Origin of the sequence: Pseudomonas sp. UBA7500, assembly GCF_002478435.1 — a bacterium.
Lineage (GTDB): Bacteria > Pseudomonadota > Gammaproteobacteria > Pseudomonadales > Pseudomonadaceae > Aquipseudomonas > Aquipseudomonas palmensis.
Map to the genome: position 1 here is coordinate 332,577 of NZ_DLNW01000047.1, position 18,499 is coordinate 351,075.

Annotated in this window: 20 protein-coding genes; 14 read left to right on the plus strand and 6 right to left on the minus strand. The window is 64.0% G+C overall.

The annotated features are described in order from the left end of the window. Positions 1–44 precede the first annotated feature (44 nt). Complete coding sequence (locus tag B4I46_RS20570; RefSeq protein WP_043861471.1) at positions 45–1,631, plus strand: ABC-F family ATPase; 1,587 nt, start codon at positions 45–47, stop codon at positions 1,629–1,631. A gap of 171 nt (positions 1,632–1,802) precedes the next feature. Beyond that, complete coding sequence (locus B4I46_RS20575; RefSeq protein WP_236176311.1) at positions 1,803–2,996, plus strand: MFS transporter; 1,194 nt, start codon at positions 1,803–1,805, stop codon at positions 2,994–2,996. Here the strand turns inward: B4I46_RS20575 and B4I46_RS20580 are convergent. After that, entirely contained in the window at positions 2,990–4,021 is a 1,032-nt protein-coding gene (locus tag B4I46_RS20580) for an alpha/beta hydrolase family protein (RefSeq protein WP_376787181.1), read from the minus strand. The genes B4I46_RS20575 and B4I46_RS20580 overlap by 7 nt on opposite strands. 133 nt (positions 4,022–4,154) lie before the next feature. After that, positions 4,155–4,766 (minus strand): FMN-dependent NADH-azoreductase, encoded by a 612-nt coding sequence (locus B4I46_RS20585; RefSeq protein WP_054914558.1) that lies wholly within the window; start codon positions 4,764–4,766, stop codon positions 4,155–4,157. 128 nt (positions 4,767–4,894) lie between these two features. On the opposite strand from B4I46_RS20585, the gene B4I46_RS20590 reads away from it, so the two are divergent. Next, entirely contained in the window at positions 4,895–5,803 is a 909-nt protein-coding gene (locus B4I46_RS20590) for a LysR substrate-binding domain-containing protein (RefSeq protein WP_043861502.1), read from the plus strand. Then, positions 5,796–6,155: an MmcQ/YjbR family DNA-binding protein gene (locus B4I46_RS20595; RefSeq protein ID WP_043861467.1), complete on the plus strand. Its 360-nt coding sequence runs from the start codon at positions 5,796–5,798 to the stop codon at positions 6,153–6,155. The genes B4I46_RS20590 and B4I46_RS20595 overlap by 8 nt, the downstream gene beginning before the upstream one ends. Positions 6,156–6,218: 63 nt before the next feature. Here B4I46_RS20595 and B4I46_RS20600 read toward each other — a convergent pair whose 3' ends face one another. Next, complete coding sequence (locus B4I46_RS20600) at positions 6,219–6,620, minus strand: DUF1294 domain-containing protein (RefSeq protein WP_236066268.1); 402 nt, start codon at positions 6,618–6,620, stop codon at positions 6,219–6,221. A 1-nt stretch (position 6,621) separates the two neighbouring features. Further along, the gene (locus B4I46_RS20605; protein ID WP_054914658.1) at positions 6,622–7,452 is read right to left on the minus strand and encodes an undecaprenyl-diphosphate phosphatase; all 831 of its coding nucleotides are present in this window, start codon (positions 7,450–7,452) and stop codon (positions 6,622–6,624) included. 284 nt (positions 7,453–7,736) lie between these two features. On the opposite strand from B4I46_RS20605, the gene B4I46_RS20610 reads away from it, so the two are divergent. The 9 genes from B4I46_RS20610 to B4I46_RS20650 all read left to right on the plus strand — a co-directional run bounded on the left by B4I46_RS20610 (position 7,737) and on the right by B4I46_RS20650 (position 15,869). After that, entirely contained in the window at positions 7,737–9,371 is a 1,635-nt protein-coding gene (locus B4I46_RS20610) for a methyl-accepting chemotaxis protein (RefSeq protein WP_043861500.1), read from the plus strand. A gap of 151 nt (positions 9,372–9,522) precedes the next feature. Continuing rightward, positions 9,523–10,089, plus strand: a complete 567-nt coding sequence (gene pnuC / locus B4I46_RS20615) for a nicotinamide riboside transporter PnuC (RefSeq protein ID WP_043861465.1) — start codon at positions 9,523–9,525, stop codon at positions 10,087–10,089. After that, positions 10,086–10,637 carry an AAA family ATPase gene (locus B4I46_RS20620; RefSeq protein WP_286901604.1) on the plus strand — a complete coding sequence of 184 codons (552 nt, stop codon included), beginning with the start codon at positions 10,086–10,088 and terminating at the stop codon, positions 10,635–10,637. The genes pnuC and B4I46_RS20620 overlap by 4 nt, the downstream gene beginning before the upstream one ends. A 295-nt stretch (positions 10,638–10,932) precedes the next feature. Continuing rightward, the gene (locus tag B4I46_RS20625; protein ID WP_373870424.1) at positions 10,933–11,385 is read left to right on the plus strand and encodes a hypothetical protein; all 453 of its coding nucleotides are present in this window, start codon (positions 10,933–10,935) and stop codon (positions 11,383–11,385) included. 1 nt (position 11,386) lies between these two features. Then, the gene (locus tag B4I46_RS20630) at positions 11,387–11,959 is read left to right on the plus strand and encodes a hypothetical protein (RefSeq protein WP_043861463.1); all 573 of its coding nucleotides are present in this window, start codon (positions 11,387–11,389) and stop codon (positions 11,957–11,959) included. Between the two features lie 65 nt (positions 11,960–12,024). Next, positions 12,025–13,020: a hypothetical protein gene (locus B4I46_RS20635; RefSeq protein ID WP_043861462.1), complete on the plus strand. Its 996-nt coding sequence runs from the start codon at positions 12,025–12,027 to the stop codon at positions 13,018–13,020. 60 nt (positions 13,021–13,080) lie between these two features. Further along, positions 13,081–13,761: a C39 family peptidase gene (locus B4I46_RS20640; protein WP_043861461.1), complete on the plus strand. Its 681-nt coding sequence runs from the start codon at positions 13,081–13,083 to the stop codon at positions 13,759–13,761. A gap of 33 nt (positions 13,762–13,794) precedes the next feature. Next, positions 13,795–14,535 (plus strand): hypothetical protein, encoded by a 741-nt coding sequence (locus B4I46_RS20645; protein ID WP_058540148.1) that lies wholly within the window; start codon positions 13,795–13,797, stop codon positions 14,533–14,535. Between the two features lie 47 nt (positions 14,536–14,582). Next, positions 14,583–15,869: a hypothetical protein gene (locus B4I46_RS20650; protein ID WP_043861459.1), complete on the plus strand. Its 1,287-nt coding sequence runs from the start codon at positions 14,583–14,585 to the stop codon at positions 15,867–15,869. An 88-nt stretch (positions 15,870–15,957) separates the two neighbouring features. Here the strand turns inward: B4I46_RS20650 and B4I46_RS20655 are convergent, their stop codons facing one another. Then, positions 15,958–17,283, minus strand: a complete 1,326-nt coding sequence (locus B4I46_RS20655) for a sigma-54 dependent transcriptional regulator (RefSeq protein WP_043861458.1) — start codon at positions 17,281–17,283, stop codon at positions 15,958–15,960. Positions 17,284–17,606: 323 nt separating this feature from the next. On the opposite strand from B4I46_RS20655, the gene B4I46_RS20660 reads away from it, so the two are divergent. Continuing rightward, positions 17,607–17,873, plus strand: coding sequence for a hypothetical protein (locus B4I46_RS20660; RefSeq protein WP_054914565.1), 267 nt, complete (start codon positions 17,607–17,609; stop codon positions 17,871–17,873). A gap of 117 nt (positions 17,874–17,990) precedes the next feature. Here the strand turns inward: B4I46_RS20660 and B4I46_RS20665 are convergent. Next, positions 17,991–18,499, minus strand: a 509-nt coding sequence (locus tag B4I46_RS20665; RefSeq protein ID WP_286901607.1) for a vWA domain-containing protein, incomplete at its 5' end; no start/stop codon positions are given.

The following is an 18,499-nucleotide window of genomic DNA, read 5'->3' on the forward strand; positions in this document are numbered from 1 at the left end:
GGCGGCACCTAAACACACCTCTGGACACCCCGCAGGATAAGCACTTGATTTCTACCGCTAACATCACCATGCAGTTTGGCGCCAAGCCCTTGTTCGAGAACGTCTCGGTCAAGTTCAACAATGGCAACCGCTACGGCCTGATCGGCGCCAACGGCTGTGGCAAGTCGACCTTCATGAAAATCCTTGGCGGCGACCTGGAGCCGTCGGCCGGTCAGGTGATGCTCGAGCCGAACGTGCGCCTGGGCAAGCTGCGCCAGGACCAGTTCGCCTACGAAGAATTCACCGTGATCGATACCGTGATCATGGGCCACGAGGAACTGTGGCGGGTCAAGGCCGAGCGCGATCGCATCTACTCGCTGCCGGAAATGACCGAAGACGACGGCATGGCCGTCGCCGAGCTGGAAACCGAATTCGCCGAGATGGACGGCTACACCGCCGAATCCCGCGCCGGTGAACTGCTGCTGGGCCTGGGTATCCCCCTCGAACAGCATTTCGGCCCCATGACCGAAGTCGCCCCAGGCTGGAAACTGCGTGTGCTGCTGGCCCAGGCACTGTTCTCCGACCCTGAAGTGCTGCTGCTCGACGAGCCGACCAACCACCTGGACATCAACACCATCCGCTGGCTGGAAAGCATCCTCACGGCGCGTAACAGCACCATGATCATCATTTCCCACGACCGTCACTTCCTCAACAGCGTGTGCACCCACATGGCTGACCTGGACTACGGCGAGCTGCGTCTGTTCCCGGGCAACTACGACGAGTACATGACCGCCGCCACCCAGTCGCGCGAGCAACTGCTGTCGGACAACGCCAAGAAGAAGGCCCAGATCGCCGAGCTGCAGACCTTCGTCAGCCGCTTCTCGGCCAACGCCTCCAAGGCCAAGCAGGCCACCTCGCGTGCCAAGCAGATCGACAAGATCCAGCTGGCCGAGGTCAAGCCATCGAGCCGCGTCAGCCCGTTCATCCGCTTCGAGCAGACCAAGAAGCTGCACCGCCAGGCCGTGACCATCGAGAAGATGTCCAAGGGCTTCGACGGCAAGACCCTGTTCAAGAACTTCAGCTTCACCGTCGAAGCCGGCGAGCGCGTGGCGATCATCGGCCCCAACGGTATCGGCAAGACCACCCTGCTGCGCACCCTGGTCGGCGAGCTGACCCCGGATGCCGGCGAGGTGAAATGGACCGAAAGCGCCGAAGTGGGCTACTACGCCCAGGACCACGCCCACGATTTCGAAGAGGACCTGAGCCTGTTCGACTGGATGGGCCAGTGGACGCAGGGCGAGCAGATCATCCGCGGCACCCTGGGGCGCATGCTGTTCTCCAACGACGAGATCCTCAAGTCGGTGAAGGTGATCTCTGGTGGCGAGCAAGGCCGCATGCTGTTCGGCAAGCTGATTCTGCAAAAGCCCAACGTACTGGTGATGGACGAACCGACCAACCACCTGGACATGGAATCGATCGAGGCGCTCAACCTGGCGCTGGAAAACTACCCCGGCACGCTGCTGTTCGTCAGCCACGACCGTGAGTTCGTGTCCTCGCTGGCAACCCGCATCATCGAGCTGAGCCCCAGCGGCGTGATCGACTTCAGCGGTACCTATGACGACTACCTGCGCAGCCAGGGTGTGTTGATCTAAACGTCGTACACAAGCTTCGCCGGCAAGGCCGGCTCCTGCAGGGTGCGTGGTTTTCGCGACCCGGGTGGGGGCCGGCCTTGCTGGCCACAGCTTGTTCGTTAGCCTGCTTTCTTTTCCTGCCCGCTCCCGCCATCATGGTCGCCTCCAACCGCTTGCCTGCGAACGAGCCCCATGTCTGCCCCGCCCTCTTCTGCTGCACTCAGTAACGAGTCGGTTACCCGACAGATACTGTCGATCGTCTTCTACACCTTCATCGCCTTCCTCTGCATCGGCCTGCCGATCGCGGTGCTGCCCAGCCACGTGCATGACACCCTGGGGTTCAGCGCGGTCATCGCCGGCATCACCATCGGCCTGCAATACCTGTCCACCCTGCTCAGCCGCCCCATGGCCGGACGCCTGGCCGACAGCCTGGGGACCAAGCGCGCGATCATCTACGGGCTGCTGGGCATCGCGCTGAGCGGCGTGCTGACCTGGGCATCGGCACTGGCCGTGCACCTGCCAGTGATGAGCCTGGCAGTGCTGCTGGCTGCACGGGTGGCCCTGGGCATCGCGCAGGGCCTGATTGGCGTGGGCACCCTGAGCTGGGGCATCGGCCAGGTGGGCGCCGAACACACCGCGCGGGTGATTTCCTGGAACGGTATCGCCTCCTATGGCGCCATCGCCATCGGTGCACCGCTGGGGGTGATCGTGGCCAGCGAACTGAACTTCGCCACCCTGGGCCTGAGCCTGACCGCGCTGGCGGCAGCGGCGCTACTGGTGATACGCAACAAGCCCTCGGTACCGGTGGTGCGTGGCGTGCGCCTGCCGTTCTGGGCCGCCTTCGCGCGGGTGGCACCGTGCGGTGTGGGCCTTACCCTGGCCTCCATCGGCTATGGCACGCTGACCACCTTCGTCACGCTCTTCTATATAGAACGCGGCTGGAGCGGCGCCGCCCTGTGCCTGAGCGCCTTCGGTGTGTGCTTCATCCTGTCGCGGCTGCTGTTCGTGAACGCGGTCAACCAGTGGGGCGGCTACCGTGTGGCAATTGCCTGCATGGGCGTCGAGGCCCTGGGGCTGGCATTGTTGTGGCTGGCGCCGTCACCGCTGCTGGCGTTGGTCGGCGCGGGGCTGAGCGGCTTCGGCCTGTCACTGGTGTACCCGGCACTGGGGGTCGAGGCGATCAAGCAGGTGCCCAGTTCCAGCCGCGGCGCCGGGCTGGGGGCCTACGCAGTGTTCTTCGACCTGGCCCTGGCGATTGCCGGCCCGGTGATGGGCGCCATCGCTGCGCACCTGGGCTACGCCTCGATCTTCTGTGTGGCGGCGCTGCTGTCACTGGCCGGCGTGGGCCTGACCCTGGTGCTGTTGCGCCGCGCCACGGCTCAGTGATCGACCGCACTCTGGCCGACACGCTCGGCGCCCCCCAGGGTGCGGGTGAAGAAGCGCGTGGCTTCGGCCTGTAACGACAGGTGGATGCCGGCGCGGTCCACCCCTTCGGCATCGGTGCACAGCGTGGCCATGTGCTGCAGCTGGGATGCGTCGCACGGGGCCATGAACACGAAGTGCCCGGCACCCGCCAGCAGGCGGTAGTTGGGGGTGATCGGCAGTTTGCGCGCCAGTGCCTGGGCATTCTTGTCGATGGCCAGCAACTGGTCGCGGTCGCCGCTGTAGATCAGCGCGGGCACCTTCACATCGGCCAGCGCGTGGCGTCCGAACATCAGGCTCAACGGCGCCATCAGCAGCAATGAACGCACCCTGGGGTCGGCGTGGGGCAGCAGGTCGTCACGGTCTGCCACCAGCACCCCGTGGGCCTTGCAGGCATCGGCGTCCAGCGGGTTCTGCTGGCAGTAGCGGCGCAGGCGTTGCAGGTCTGGTCGGGCACCGGACAGGATCAACGCCGTCTCGCCACCGGCCGAGTAACCGATCATGCCTACCTGCCCGTCGCTGACGTAAGGTGCAAGCAACGGATCGGAAAGGGTCGCGGTCAAGGCGGCACTGATCTGCAGGGGCCGACCATAGAGGTTGCTCAGGGTGCCAAGCCGGCTGTGGTCGCGGGCGTTGTCTCCCGGGTGCACCACCGCCACCACCACGAAGCCCCGGCGTGCCAGGGCGCTGGCCAGGTCATGCAGCGCCAGTGGCGTGCCGGTATTGCCATGGGACAACATCAGCAACGGGAAGCGGCCCATTACCACCGCGCCTTCTTCGGCCACGTGGACCCGATAGCCGTCGACCTGATGCCACCGGGCGGCGTCGCTGGATGGGTAGAACGCCAGCGCCTGCATCGGCTGGCCGTCCACCGGGTCGGTCACAGCCATGCGATGCAAGCCGACACTCCAGTGCTGCGCGGGCTCGGCCTGCACCAGCAGGCAGCAGCTCCACAGCACCAGCATCAAAAATGTTCGAACCCACCGCATCGTTGCTCACCCTGCCCGGCCCGCACCTGTGACCGGTACTGGCAAGCATAGAGCGGGCCAGGCCGGGCTGGATGAAAGGTGCATGAAAAAGCCGACTTGCGGGGTGACCGCAAGTCGGCTTTTCGACAGGGGCTCAGGCAGCCGCGAACAGCTCGCTGTCGATCTGCGCCTGGGCGGCCTGCATGGCATTGCTGCGGTGCTCGTCGCCGTAGGCCAGGCCATGGGCGCGAACGAACTCGACGTCGGTGATGCCGATAAAGCCCAGGAACACCTTGAGGAATTCCTCGTGGGCCACACCGGTCGGCTGGCCGACGTGCAGGCCGCCGGAGGTCGACACCACGATCACCTTCTTGTTGCCGCACAGGCCTTCAGGCCCGGCTTCGGTGTAGCGGAAGGTCTGGCCGGCGACGGCAATGCGGTCGATCCAGGCCTTGAGCTGGGTCGGCACGGTGAAGTTGTACATGGGCGCCGCGATCACCACCGCATCGGCCGCCAGAAACTCCTGCAGGGTTTCACTGCTGAGCCTGGCTTCATGTTGCTGCGCCGCATCGCGCAGTTCGTCAGGCGTGCCGGCGGCAACCAGGGTCGCGGCCGAGAAATGGCTGATGGCATCGGCGGCCAGGTCCCGGTAGACCACCTGCGCCGAAGGTTCTGCCGCTTGCCAGGCGGCGACCACGCGCTGGCTGAGCTGGCGAGAAGCGGAGTTGTCGCCGAGGATGCTGGAATCGATGTGCAACAGTTTCATGGGGCTCTCCTGAATGAGGATCGGCTGGCGATCACGATGGGGAGGATGCTACCGGGATAGCCAATAGCTGATAAGATCGCAAATTCGCACTTCTTCGTCCCACTGGCAGGACAATGCCCATGACCGGCATGCAAGACCTCAACGATCTGTTCTATTTCGCCCGCGTGGTGGAGGCCGGCGGCTTCGCGGCGGCCGGGCGTCTGCTCGGTGTGCCCAAATCCAGGCTGTCGCGGCGCATTGCCGAACTGGAGGAGCGCCTGGGCACGCGTCTGCTGCAGCGCACCACTCGGCAACTCAAGCTCACCGCCGTGGGCGAGCGCTACCTGCGCCATTGCCAGGCCATGCTGCTGGAGGCCGAGATGGCCGACGAGGCGGTGGCCAGCATGACCAGCGAACCGCGCGGGCGCTTGCGGGTGTCGTGCCCGGTGGGCCTGGCCCATGAGTTCCTGCCCGGCGTGATCAGCGCATTTTTGCAGCAGTACCCGCAGGTACAGCTGGACATGGTGCTGCTCAACCGCCGGGTCGACCTGATCACCGAGGGCATCGACGTGGCCCTGCGTGTGCGCGACCTGGGCGACGAAGACCCGGCACTGGTCACCCGCCGCCTGCGCCAGGCGCAGATGTTGCTGGTGGCCGCACCTGAGTTTGCCGCCCGGCACCCTGTCAGCTCCCCTGCCGACCTGGCCAGGGTGCCGGTACTGGGCGCGGTCGAGGCCGACCGCCTGGTGCACCTGCGCCTGCTCGACGAGCAGGGCCACAAGCAGGACCTGACCCTGGAAGCGCGCCTGGCCATCGACGACTTCGTGGTGCGCAAGGCCGCCACCCTGGCGGGCCTGGGCTTCACCACGCTGCCTATCATGCACTGCGAGGCCGAACTGCAGCGCGGCGAACTGGTACGCCTGCTGCCGGGCTGGTCACTGCCGGGCGGTTACCTGCAGGCGGTGTACCCGCACCGGCGCGGCGTGCTGCCGGCGGTCAGGGCGTGGATCGATCACCTGGTAGCCTCGTTCGAGGAATGCGGAGAGCGTTATGTCTGAGCGAAAAATGACCGAGGCACAGGTGGCGGCATTCTGCCTGGGCCTGCCCGGTGTGCAGGAAGACTACAAATGGGGTGGCGTGCGCGTGTTCTCGGTGGCCGGCAACAAGATGTTCGCGGTGATGGACCTGGCGGGTGCAGGCTTGTCGTTCAAGGTCGACACCGAGCTGTTCCTGGGCTACGTGGACCGCCCCGGGGTGCGACCGGCGCCGTACCTGGCGCGGGCACACTGGATCAGTGTGGCGCAGCCTTATGCGATGGGGCGTGGGGAACTGGAAGAGTTGCTGCGCCGCTCGCACCAACTGGTGGTGCGGCGATTGCCCAAGCGCGTACAGGTCGGGCTGCTGCTCTGAGGCCGATGGCTTTCGCCGGCAAGGCCGGCCCCTGAAGGCGCCGACCTTGCTGGCGAAAGCGCTCTAGAACCCGAACAATCGCCCGGCAAGAAACAGGTAGTCGGCCCAGAATACCTGATGCCCCAGCACGATCACCCAGAACACCAGCTGATACGATAACTTGCGTGTCTTGTGCCGGAACACCTGCTGCGCCAGCAGCGCGCCTGGCCAGCCACCGACCAGTTCGCAGGCATGCAGCACCTTCTCGGGGGTACGCTGCCCCTGGCCGCGCGCCTGACGCTTGTCGTAGCCATACAGCCCGAAACAGCCAAGGCTCGCCAGCCCATAGGCCGCCAGCCACAACCAGTTGCCTGTGCCCACACCCAGCTTCAGTGCGCCCAGCACCGGCAGCAGGCACAGGGCCACGAATGCCAGCAACTTGAGGCGCAGGTGGCGCATGGGCGGGCGCGTTTCGATGCGGGCCATCTCAGCCGTGCGCCACGGCCCAGTCGACCCAGCCGAACTGCCAGGTCGCCAGGATCACCAGGCCAAATGCGATACGGTACCAGGCAAACACCGCGTAGCTGTGGCTGGCGATGAACTTGAGCAAGCCGCGCACCGCAATCATCGCGAAGATGAACGACACCACAAAGCCGATGGCGAACACCGGGAAGTCATCCGGCTGGAACAGGTCGCGGTACTTGTAGCCCGAGAACACCGCCGCCCCGACCATGGTCGGCATCGCCAGAAAGAACGAGAACTCGGTGGCGGCCTTGCGCGACAGGCCGAACAACAGCCCGCCGATGATCGTCGAGCCCGACCGCGAAGTCCCCGGAATCATTGCCAGGCACTGCGCGCAGCCGATCTTCAGCGCATCGGTCCAGCGCATGTCATCGACCTCCTCGGCGCGCACCACGTGCTGGCGGCGCTCGGCCCACAGCATGATCACCCCGCCCACCACCAGGGCCACCGCCACCGTGATCGGGTTGAACAGGTACTCATGGATCAGGTCGGCGAACAGCACGCCCAGCACCACGGCGGGCATGAAGGCGATCAGCAGGTTGAGGGTAAAGCGCTGGGCCCGGGCCTGGCGGGGCAGGCCCACCACCACGTCCAGGATCTTGCGGCGAAATTCCCACACCACCGCCAGGATCGCGCCCAGTTGGATGATGATGTTGAACGCCATCGCGCGTTCGCCGCCAAAGTCGATCAGGTCGGCGACCACGATCTGGTGACCGGTACTCGAAATGGGCAAAAATTCCGTCAGACCCTCGACGATGCCGAGAATCACAGCCTGCATGGCGGTCCAAAAATCCATCATTCCCCCGTAAGACATTGCCGCTGGCAGGTCTCATCATTCGTTATTTGATTGCCCGAAACCGGGCATATTACGGCGACACTCCGTCGCAAAACCGAAGGAAATGCTACCCCGGCCTTCAGAACTGCCCCGTGAAGGCCGAAATCCTAACAGAGCGCTCGTGCAAACGCTGCCGCTCGACGCGACAGCGCTCTACTAATCAATCACTTAGCCCTTGGTCGAGTAGGTTGTTTCGGTAAAGCGTGGTTGGATGCGGACAATAACAAGAACATAGGGTGACCTTCATGAAGACTTTACGCAGTATGTCGATCAGCCGTCGGCTGTGGCTCATCCTGGTGGTGGCGGTACTGATGCTGGTGACCCTGGGGCTGCTGATGCTGCGTCAGATCCACGGTGACCTGTACCAGGCAAAGGCCGAAAAGACCCGGCACGTGGTCGAAACCGCAGCCGGCGTGCTGGCCTATTACCAGGGGCTGGAAGCCAGCGGTACCCTTACCCGTGAGGCCGCCCAGCAACAGGCGCTGAGTGCGGTGCGCGGGTTGCGTTATGACCAGGACGACTACTTCTGGATCAACGACCTGGGCCCGAAGATGATCATGCACCCCATGAACCTCAAGCTCGAAGGCCAGGACCTCTCCGGCATTCGCGACCCGGACGGCTATGCGCTGTTCAACGAAATGGTCGCGTTGGCCAAGGCCCAGGGCGCCGGCAGCATCGACTACCGCTGGCCCAAGCCCGGTGCCAGCGAGCCGGTGGAAAAAACCTCGTACATCCAGCTGTTCAAACCCTGGGGCTGGGTGATCGGCTCTGGCGTGTACATCGACGACATGCACGCCGAGTTCGTGCGCCAGCTTCGCGACGCATCGCTGCTGGGGGTGGTCATCGCGCTGATAATGGCACTGGTGGTCATGCTGATCGCCCGCAGCATCACCCGCCCCTTGCAGGAAGCCGTGGATGCCATGGGCAACATCGCCAGCGGCGAAAGCGACCTGACCCGTCGCCTCGACACCCATGGGCAGGATGAAGTCACCCAGCTGGGCCTGCACTTCAACACCTTCACCGCCAAGCTGCAGCAGGTGGTGACCCAGTTGCAGGGCGCCGCCCAGGCCCTGGGCCATTCGGCCGGGGACGTAGGCAGCAACGCCGGCCAGGCGCACCAGCGCAGCGAACAGCAGTCGCAGCAGATGGAACAGGTGGCCACCGCAATCAACGAGGTCAGTTATGCGGTGCAGGACGTGGCCAGGAACGCCGAGCACGCCTCCAGCGAGATGCAGGACGCCCAGCAGCGGGCCGAACAGGGCCGGCAAAGCATTCATGGCAGCCTGCTGAAAATCGACGAGCTGTCGGGCACCATCGACCAGGCGGTGCAGGTGATCCAGGCCCTGGCGGGCCAGAGCACGCGTATCGGCAGCGTGCTGGAGGTGATCCGTTCGATTGCCGAGCAGACCAACCTGCTGGCACTCAACGCCGCCATCGAGGCCGCGCGGGCGGGTGAACAGGGTCGCGGGTTCGCCGTGGTGGCCGACGAAGTGCGCCTGCTGGCGCAACGCACCCAGCAGTCGACGGCCGAGATCCAGCAGATGATCGAGCACCTTCAGGGCCAGTCCGAGGCTGCGGTCAAGGCGATCGATGCCAGCAGCCTGGCCTCGCGCGAGACGGTCGAACAGGCCAGCGAGGCCGGTGCCAGCCTGGATGCCATCAGCCAGGCACTGCACAACCTCAGCGCGCTGAATGCCTCGATTGCCAGTGCCACGCTGCAGCAGTCGCATGTGGTCGAAGAGATCAACCACAACGTCACCCAGACGGCCGAGCTGTCGCGTCAGACGGCCGTGGCGGCGCACCAGTCGAGCAGTGCCGGGGCCGCATTGAACCAGTTGAGCGAACAGCTGGGGCAGTTGCTGAGGCAGTTCCGGGTCTGACCGCAGCCTGCACCTCGCCGGCGGCCGGCTTCTGCAAGGCTCGACAGTGCCTCTGCAGGAGCCGGCCTTGGCGGCGAAGTGCTCACCCAAGGCTGGCACCTGACGTGCCACAAGGTACAATCGCCGCCCTGCCCCCCTTCAAGGAACGCCGATGTCCGGCCTGGAACTGTACGCTGCCGTGCTGGGCGTCATCGCTGTATGGCTCACGACCCGCCAGAACCCCTGGTGCTGGCCCATCGGCCTGCTGGTGGTGCTGCTCTACAGCTGGATCTTCTTCGACTTCAAGCTGTATTCGAACATGCTGCTGCAACTGGCGTTTGCCGTGTTCCAGCTCTATGGGTGGTGGCAGTGGACACGCCCCGGCGAGGATCGCCCGATCCGGCAGGTGACCTACCTGGGTACCGCGCCGCTGCTGTCGGGCCTGGGCGTGGGCCTGCTGGCCAGCCTGGCCCTCGGTGCGGCCATGGCCACCTGGACCGATGCTGCAGAGCCCTGGCTGGACGCCACCCTCACCGCCTTCAGCCTGGTGGCGCAGTTCTGGATGGCGCAAAAGCGCGTGCAATGCTGGCCGTTGTGGATGGTGCTGGACGTGATCTTCGTCGGCCTGTTCCTCTACAAAGGCATGTACATCACCGCCGCGCTGTATGCGCTGTTCACCCTGATCGCCCTGCAGGGCTGGCATAGCTGGCGACGTGACCCGGCATTGGCCAGCCCATGAAGGTCCTGGTACTGGCGGGCCCGGAATCCAGTGGCAAGAGCTGGCTGGGCGGCGAAATCCAGGCGCATTTCGGTGGCGAACTGGTGGGCGAGTACGTACGCCACTTCATCGACGAGCAGCGACGCGACACCTGCTACGCCGACATCGACCCCATCGCCCGCGGGCAGCTGGTGTGGGAGGATGCGGCCCGCGCGCGCCAGCCCGAGCTGCTGATACTCGATACGCACCTGCTGAGCAACATGCTGTGGAGCCGCGTACTGTTCAACGACTGCCCGACGTGGCTGGAACAGGCGCTGCTGGCACGGCGCTACGACCTGCACCTGTTGCTCAGCCCTGCAGGCGTGCCCTGGGTCGGCGACGGCCAGCGCTGTCAGCCACGGCTGGAGGAGCGCCAGGCGTTCTTCGAGGCCAGCCGCCAATGGCTGCAACGGCATGGCCAACCCATGCAGGTCATCGAGGGCGATTGGGCATACCGCCAATCGACGGTACTGGCGGCCGTACAGGCACTGCTGGAAGGCAAGCCCCCGGCCTGCGCCACCGAGTGTTAACCCGGCGTTACACACCCGGCCACCTCAACCGCCGATCCAGAGCACTTGCGCCCAACACGCGGTGACGTGTTAAGCCAGTGATACACCCACCCTCGGGGCACGCCGGGCATCTGCGCTGCTCCAAGGCCTGTAAAAAGGACCAGCGGTTGTATCACCGGTGATACAGGTTTTCCGACCAGCCCCTGCCCCGTGCGCTATGCCCTTGATTCGCTGGCACAAAGCAAAAGCGGCACAGCTTCTGCTCTCCTTCTCGCAACGCTGATAGGGCCAGCGCACCGAAGAAGGAATCGCTGCCGTGGGGAATCACACCAACAAGCTGCTGAGTCTTTTCGTCATGGGCTGTGCGCTGGGCGCCAGCACCCTGAGCCTGCCGATACTGGCCGCCGGCGACGGCACCATCATCATCCAGCGCCAGGTTCAGCCCCGTTCGGCCGTTCGCCCGACCGGCACCCCCGACCCCCGCCCCATGACCGTCAATGCCAATCAGTCGCCACGCATCCTGAGCCAGACCAACGAGCTCAGCGATGGCGACTTTGCCGGTGTGGCCAGCGGTGCCAGTGTAAACCGGGTGTTGATGCCCGACGCGTCCGGCAACATCCGCGGCATGGGGGCGGTGCCCACCAGCCTGCCGGGCCTGCGTGGCGGCTCCGGCCCTGGCGCAGGGGGCGCCAACAGCATCTCCAATTCGGTCAACCAGAACGTGCAGCGTGGCCTTGCGCCGCTGCAGATCCTGACCGGGGGCCGTTGAGATGAACCACTCACTGCTGTTTCTGGCGCTGGCCTGCAGCGCGTCGGCCCTGGCCGGCCAACCGGTCAATGACAACGCCACCATCAACGCCAGCGGCCAGGGCTACAAGGGCAACGTGACCATCAACCAGGCGGCTGGCGACCAGCAGCAACAGAACAACAGTCGCGCCATCGCCATCAACCCCGATGCCACCGCCACCACCCAGGTGCGCCAGCGCATCGACACCCCTGCCAGCAGCGCGATCAATGCCCGCGCCAGCATCGGTGGCAACGCCTTCACCAACGGTAACGGGATGATTGGGATCAACCAGTCGGCCGGTGCCAACACACAACAAGTCAATGCCGTGCGGGTAAGCATCAGTGCCACCGCGCAGAGCATCGACGACAGCGTCCTCGACCAGCAGAACGTGGCGCTGTCAAACGGCTCAGGCTCGACAGGTCAAACCCCCGGCAGTCGCCAGGTCGCTACCAGCGATCAGGCCTTCACCGGCAGCCGTGGGGTGATCCAGTTGAACCAGAGCGCCGGGGTCGGGAACCGAATGGCCAACACCCTGAGCGTACGGGTTGCAGATTGACCCGAGCAGTTCACAACGCAGCACAACACAACACTTAACAACTAAAAACAATGCGGAGAAACACCATGAAACCCACAATGGCACTCAAGCCTCTGGTATTCGCACTCGCAGCGGTCATGGCAGTTGCTGCACAAGCGGGCGGAAACAACGGTGGTCACAACGGCGGACACAATGGCGGTAATAACGGCGGCAACAACAATTCCAGCGCGCTGCTCGCCCTGCTGGTAAACGCCGGCGCTGGCGCCACCGTGATCGATACCCAGGGCAACGGTGGTAACGGTGTGCTCAACGAGAACACCCGCAACAACGGCACCATGGACAACTCGGCAAACGGCTCTCAAGGCAACCTGGGCGCCAACGTGGCAGCCGGTGACGGCAACCAGCAAGACAACGTTGCCGCCATCGCCACCGCCGACGAACGCTTCATCTTCGGCAGTGCGGTTGCTGTTTCCAGCGCCACCCAGACCAACACCAGCAACATCGTCAACAACTTCTCTACCCAGAACAACGCCAATCTCACCAATTCGGCGAACAACAGCTCCGGCAACATCGGTGTCAACGTGACCGCCGGCGACTTCAACCAACAGAAAAACAACCTGGCAATCGCCGTGTCCGGCGGCCGTGTGGCCGTGGCCAGCGCAGCCGCCAACCAGTCCACCTCCGGCCTGAGCGTCAACAACAAGGCCGACCGTACCTACACCAAGGAAACCCTCGGTGGCGCCTTTGCCGCCTATGGCCAGTACGAAGGCGAAGGCCACGGCTACGTGGAACGCAAAGACGACAAACCCGGGCACAACGGTGGCTGGGATGATCGTGGCGGCAACAAACCACAGAAAGACAAGCTTACCTTCACCGAAGAAGGCAGCTTCGTACTCGGTGGCGTCTACACCTACCAGGTGCTCAAACCTACCGGCTGGGCCAACCCTGTGGTCAACAACGCCAACATGAGCAACTCGCTCAATGGCGTGTCGGGCAACGTGGGCGCCAACGTGTCGGCCGGCTCGGGCAACCAGCAGAGCAACTCGCTGTCCATCGCAGCAGGCTGCCGCGCCTGCCTGTAAGCTGAAAAAGGACGGGGCCCCCAGGGGCCCCTTTCCTGCCATCTACACGGTGCGAAGACCATGCGCATTGCCCTGCTTGCCGCATTGCTGTTTCTGGCCAGCCTGGCCGAGGCCGCACAGATGCCCATCGCTGCCCTGCCGGGCGGCAATGTCATTTACAAGCCCATCCAGAGCATTCGCGAACGACGCTTCGCCGACCTTGTACAACAGAAAACCGACTTCAGTTGCGGCGCCGCCGCCCTGGCCACCGTCCTCAAGCAAGCCTACTGGCTGGACGTCGACGAAGAACACATCATCGACGGCATGCTCGCCCACGCCGACCAGCAAGTGGTCAAGACCCAGGGCTTCTCCATGCTGGACATGAAGAAATACGTGGAAAGCATCGGCATGCGTGCCCGGGGCTATCGGATCCCGCCCGAGAGCCTGCAAAGCGTCACCATTCCGGTGGTGGTGCTGATGGACATTCGCGGCTACAAGCACTTCGTGGTGCTGCAACGCACCGAAAAGGACTGGGTGTACATCGGTGACCCGGTTCTGGGCCACAAACGCTACAAGTTCGATGATTTCGTCAAAGGCTGGAACGGCATCATCTTTGCCGTCATCGGCCCTGGCTATGACAAGGCCAACGCATTGCTCGACCCGCCACAACCCTTGACTGCAAAAAACAAGATCAACGGGTTCAGCCCGGTAGACGATGCGCAGTTGATGGATTTTGGTTTCATACAAAGTGATTTCTTCTAATCAGAAGGGGCATGAAGCTCCGGGGAGCACCCGATGAAGACTTCAACCTGGCTGGTTGCCGCCTGCCTGGCCGCCAGCTTGCCTGCCCATGCGCAGTTCAAGCCCATCGAGATCAAGGACCAGGAACTGTCCGAGCTGCGCGGACGCTATGTGATGCCAGGGCGCATCATCAGCTTTGGCGTGGTGATGAGCAGCACCTGGCAGAACGCCCGCGGCGACAGCATCGGCGCCACCGCCAGCATGCAAGTGCAGCAGTCCTCGTTCAAGCCGCAGTTCTATGTCTCGCTCGACACGCGCGATGGCAACGGCGCCCCGGTAACCCAGGGCAACGGTACCGTCACCGGCGGGGCCGGCCTTGGCACGACCCAGGGCGTTACCCAGTCGGTACGCGCGGCGGGCGACTACAACACGGCCTACAACAATGTCTCGATCAACGTGAAGGAAGCCAACAGTGCCCCGGCGGCGGGCCAGCCACAGGGTCAGTTGCTGGGTAGCGGGCAGACCATCACCGGCAGCAATGGCGCCGGCACGCTGAGCGTTTCCTCCACCGGCAAGGGCATCCAGCTGGGTATCCAGGCCAACAACAACCAGGGCAATACGGTGCAGCGCCTGGCCCAGGGCGGGCTGCTGCAGGCCACCACGCTCCTGGGCGGCAACAACGCCGTCAACAACATCACCCAGCTGAATGTGGTACTGCGCAACAACCTGCCTACTGCCGGGGCCTTGAACTGCAACCTGGATCAACTCAAGGGCCTTCGTATTTCCGGATATTGATCTACGCTCTGTCTCAATTCACCGCAGTTGGAAGGGACGGCTAACCCATGCATCGATCGTTTTCGTTGAAGGCAGTGGTCTGTGTGAGCACTCTGGCGTCTTCAGCGCTGCTGCAAGCGGCGCCAGATCCGCAAGTTGAGGCCCTGAAACAGGAGTTGCAGGCACTCAAGCAACGTTATGAATCCCAGCAGCAGGCACTGATGGTGCTCGAGCAGCGGGTCCGTCAGGTTGAAGATCAACCCGCGGCACCTCCTCAGCGCCTGACCCGCTCGCCAGCGGCCCCCACCCGGTCAGGCCAGGTGGCTACCGCATCCGGGGCGGCCCCCGGCACCGGCAGTTCCTACGGCGAAGCGCTCAAGGGCGACTCGGAACCTGCGCAGAGCGTGTCCAACCTGTACGACGAGGCCAGCGGCTTCTTCGGTGGCGGCAAGTTCAGCGTGGAGACCGGCATCACCTACGCCCGCTACGACACCCGCCAACTGATCCTCAACGGTTTCCTCGCGCTGGACTCGATTTTCCTGGGCAACATCAACCTGGACCGCATCAAGGCCGACAACTGGACCCTGGACCTGACTGCCCGCTACAACCTCGACCAGCGTTGGCAGTTCGATATCAACGCCCCCATCGTCTACCGCGAGTCCACCTACCAGTCCGGGGGCGCCGGCAACAACGCCCAGGGCGTGACCGAACAGACCGTCACCCGCGACCCGACCCTGGGGGATGTCAACTTCGGGGTGGCCTACAAGTTCCTCGACGAATCGGAAAACAGCCCCGATGCGGTGCTCACCCTGCGGGTCAAGGCGCCCACCGGCAAGGACCCGTTCGGCATCAAGCTGATCCAGGACCCGAACAACGACAGCCTCGCCTACCCCGAAGACCTGCCCACCGGCAACGGCGTATGGTCCATCAGCCCGGGCATCTCGCTGGTCAAGACGTTCGACCCGGCAGTACTGTTCGGCAGCCTGTCCTATACCCATACCCTGGAAGAGTCGTTCAGTGACGTCAGCTCCACGTCCGGGGTCAAGGTGCCGGGCAAGGTCAAGCTGGGCGACAGCTTCCAGATCGGCGCCGGTATCGCCTTTGCGCTGAACGAGAAGATGAGCATGTCGTTCTCGGTGTCCGACCTGATCGCGCGCAAATCCAAGATCAAGTCGGCCGAAACCGGCGACAGCTGGACCTCGGTGCCCAGCAGTGATGCCAACGCCGCCTATTTCAACGTGGGCATGACCCTGGCCGCCACCGACAACCTGACCATAGTGCCCAACCTGTCGATCGGCCTGACCGACGATGCGCCGGACTTCACCTTCAGCCTCAAATTCCCTTACTACTTCTGATCTGCGCCGACGCCATTCGCCAGCAAGGCTGGCTCCTACCTTCGGGTAGGAGCCAGCCTTGCTGGCGAATGGACGTAGCGTGGGATCTTCAGCGAATCTGATGCTTGTGCAGCAACCGGTAGAACGTAGGCCGCGACACCCCAAGCACCTTGGCCGCAATGCTGAGGTTGTCACTGTGACGATTGAGCACGTCACACAGCGCCTGGCGCTCGGCGCGGTGCTTGTAGTCTTCCAGGGTACCCATCGGCGTCATCTCGACCTGCGCGCCCTGCAACCCGAGGTCCTGGGCCTCGATCTGCCGCCCTTCGGCCAGCACCAGGCCGCGACGCACGCGGTTGGCCAGTTCGCGCACATTACCCGGCCAATCATGCTTGCCCATCGCCATCAGCGCGTCTTCGCTGAAGGTGCGCGGGCGCCGGCCGGTCTCCTGGCTGTAGAAACGCGAAAAGTGGCTGGCCAGCATCGACAGGTCGCCATGCCGGTCACGCAGCGGTGCCGTCACCACCTGCAGCACGTTGAGCCGGTAATACAGGTCTTCGCGAAAACGCCCGCTGGTGATCGCGCTCTCCAGGTCGACATGGGTCGCAGCCAGCACGCGCACGTCCACCGCAATCGGCTGGCTGCCGCCCACCCGTTCGATATGCTTTTCCTGCAGAAAACGCAGCAGGTTGGCCTGCAGTTCCAGCGGCAGGTCGCCGATCTCGTCGAGAAACAGCGTGCCGCCGTTGGCAGCCTCGATGCGCCCGACCTTGCGCTGGTGCGCGCCGGTGAAGGCGCCCTTTTCGTGGCCGAACAACTCGGACTGGATCAGGTGTTCGGGAATCGCCCCGCAGTTGATCGCCACGAACGGTTTGTCGTGGCGCTGCGACTGCCGGTGCAGGGTGCGCGCCACCAGCTCCTTGCCGGTACCGCTCTCGCCTCGAATCAGCACCGGTGACTCGGTGGGCGCCAGCTTGCTCAGCAACTTGCGCAATTCGCGGATCGGGCGGCTGTCACCCAGCAGTTCGTGCTCGGGCTCATCCACATGCAGGTTGCCCTTGCCGCGCAGGCGTGCCATGCCGAATGCGCGACCCAGGGTCACCTGCACGCGGGAAACATCGAATGGCAACGTATGGAAGTCAAAAAACCACTCGCACACAAAATCACCCACGTTCTGCGCGCGCAGCTCCTCGGCGCTGAGCACCGCGATCCACTCGGTACCGCTGCGGCTGATCAGGTCCTTGACCGCATCGGGGTGCTGCAGGTGGCTGGCGTGCAGGCGCAGCAACCCCACATCGCAAGGGTGCTCCAGGGCAGTGGCAAGGGTGCAGGTGCGCACGTCCCAACCTACGCTGCGCAGGCCTGGCAACAAGCGGTGGCAATCGTCACAAGGGTCAACGATCAGCAAGCGGCGGTTCGGTACCGGTTCCAGCATGACCTTTCCTTGGCGCCAATTATTGGAAATGTTAGTAGAAACAGCATGTTGTATGGCCCGTCTGTAACAGTAGCAACCAACGTCAGAATGCCCACTACCGTCCGTCTGCAAATACGGCCTTGCTTTCGGCTCGGTAGAATTTTCCTGTTAATTCAACGTCCCAGATGTTGCCAATGAATGCAGATTGTCAGCACCGATTAAAAAAACATTACTTGCAGTGTGACCTGACCCACTACTGCGTGCATCAGTACAAGTAACGTGCCGCAGGGAACACACCTTGCCGCAACTTTTTCAATGTTTGGGACCACAGAGAGACCGAACCCATGAACGCCCCGCTCCGTGTCAACGAAGCACTGCTGATTGCCGACCACGCCTTCGAACCCTTCCAGTGCGTCGCCTGGGATGTGCCTAACGGCACTGGCGAACTCAGCCTGGCGGTAATCGACCGGACCAGCACCCGTATCGGCAGCAAGCAAGTTCCAAGCAGCACCTATTCCGACCCGCAGCAATTGGCACACCTGATCGAGGAAGTGCGCGCCGAGTTGAGCCAGAAAGGTTATGACTTGCAGCCGTGGAGCATGCCGAAGTAACTTTCCGGCCTGCCCCGTTCATGCAAAAGTGCACCCACCGGGTGCACTTTTTTTGTTTGTGAAGTGTGCGCCGGCGGCTGCGGCAGTTGGCCGCAGTTTACGGCCCAAGTACTTGTTTCAACGCAAGTTGAACTGTTCCAGGTGTTGGTATTGCGCACCCAGTTCCAGCGCCATTTGCCTGGCGCGGCCCAGGCGAACCGGTGCGCTTTCCATGTCCACCAGCAGGCTGCTGCACGGCAGTGCCTCCAGCGCCGGCCAGGCCTTGAGCCGGCCATCGGTTAGGATCAGGCAGTGCTGCACCTCATTGGGGTAGCGCCGCTGGCGTTGGGTCAGCCATTGCCGGGCCTGCTGCAGTGCCTCGAGCAGTGGCGTGCCTCCGCCGGCGCCAAGCTCCGCCAGCCAGGGCTGCAGCGCGGCAGAGGCCTTCAGGCCGTGGCGCTGCCAGCGCGGTTCGCGGCCGCTGGCCGTGAGCAGGGCGAGCCTGGCGCGGGCCCGGTACGCCTGGTCGAACAGCTCGGCCAGCAAACCCTTGGCCTTGCTCAGTGCCTGGTAACGCCGGGTAGACGCCGACGCATCCACAATCACCAGCCAGAGCTGCGTCGGCGCTGCGGTGCGCTGCGCCCAGC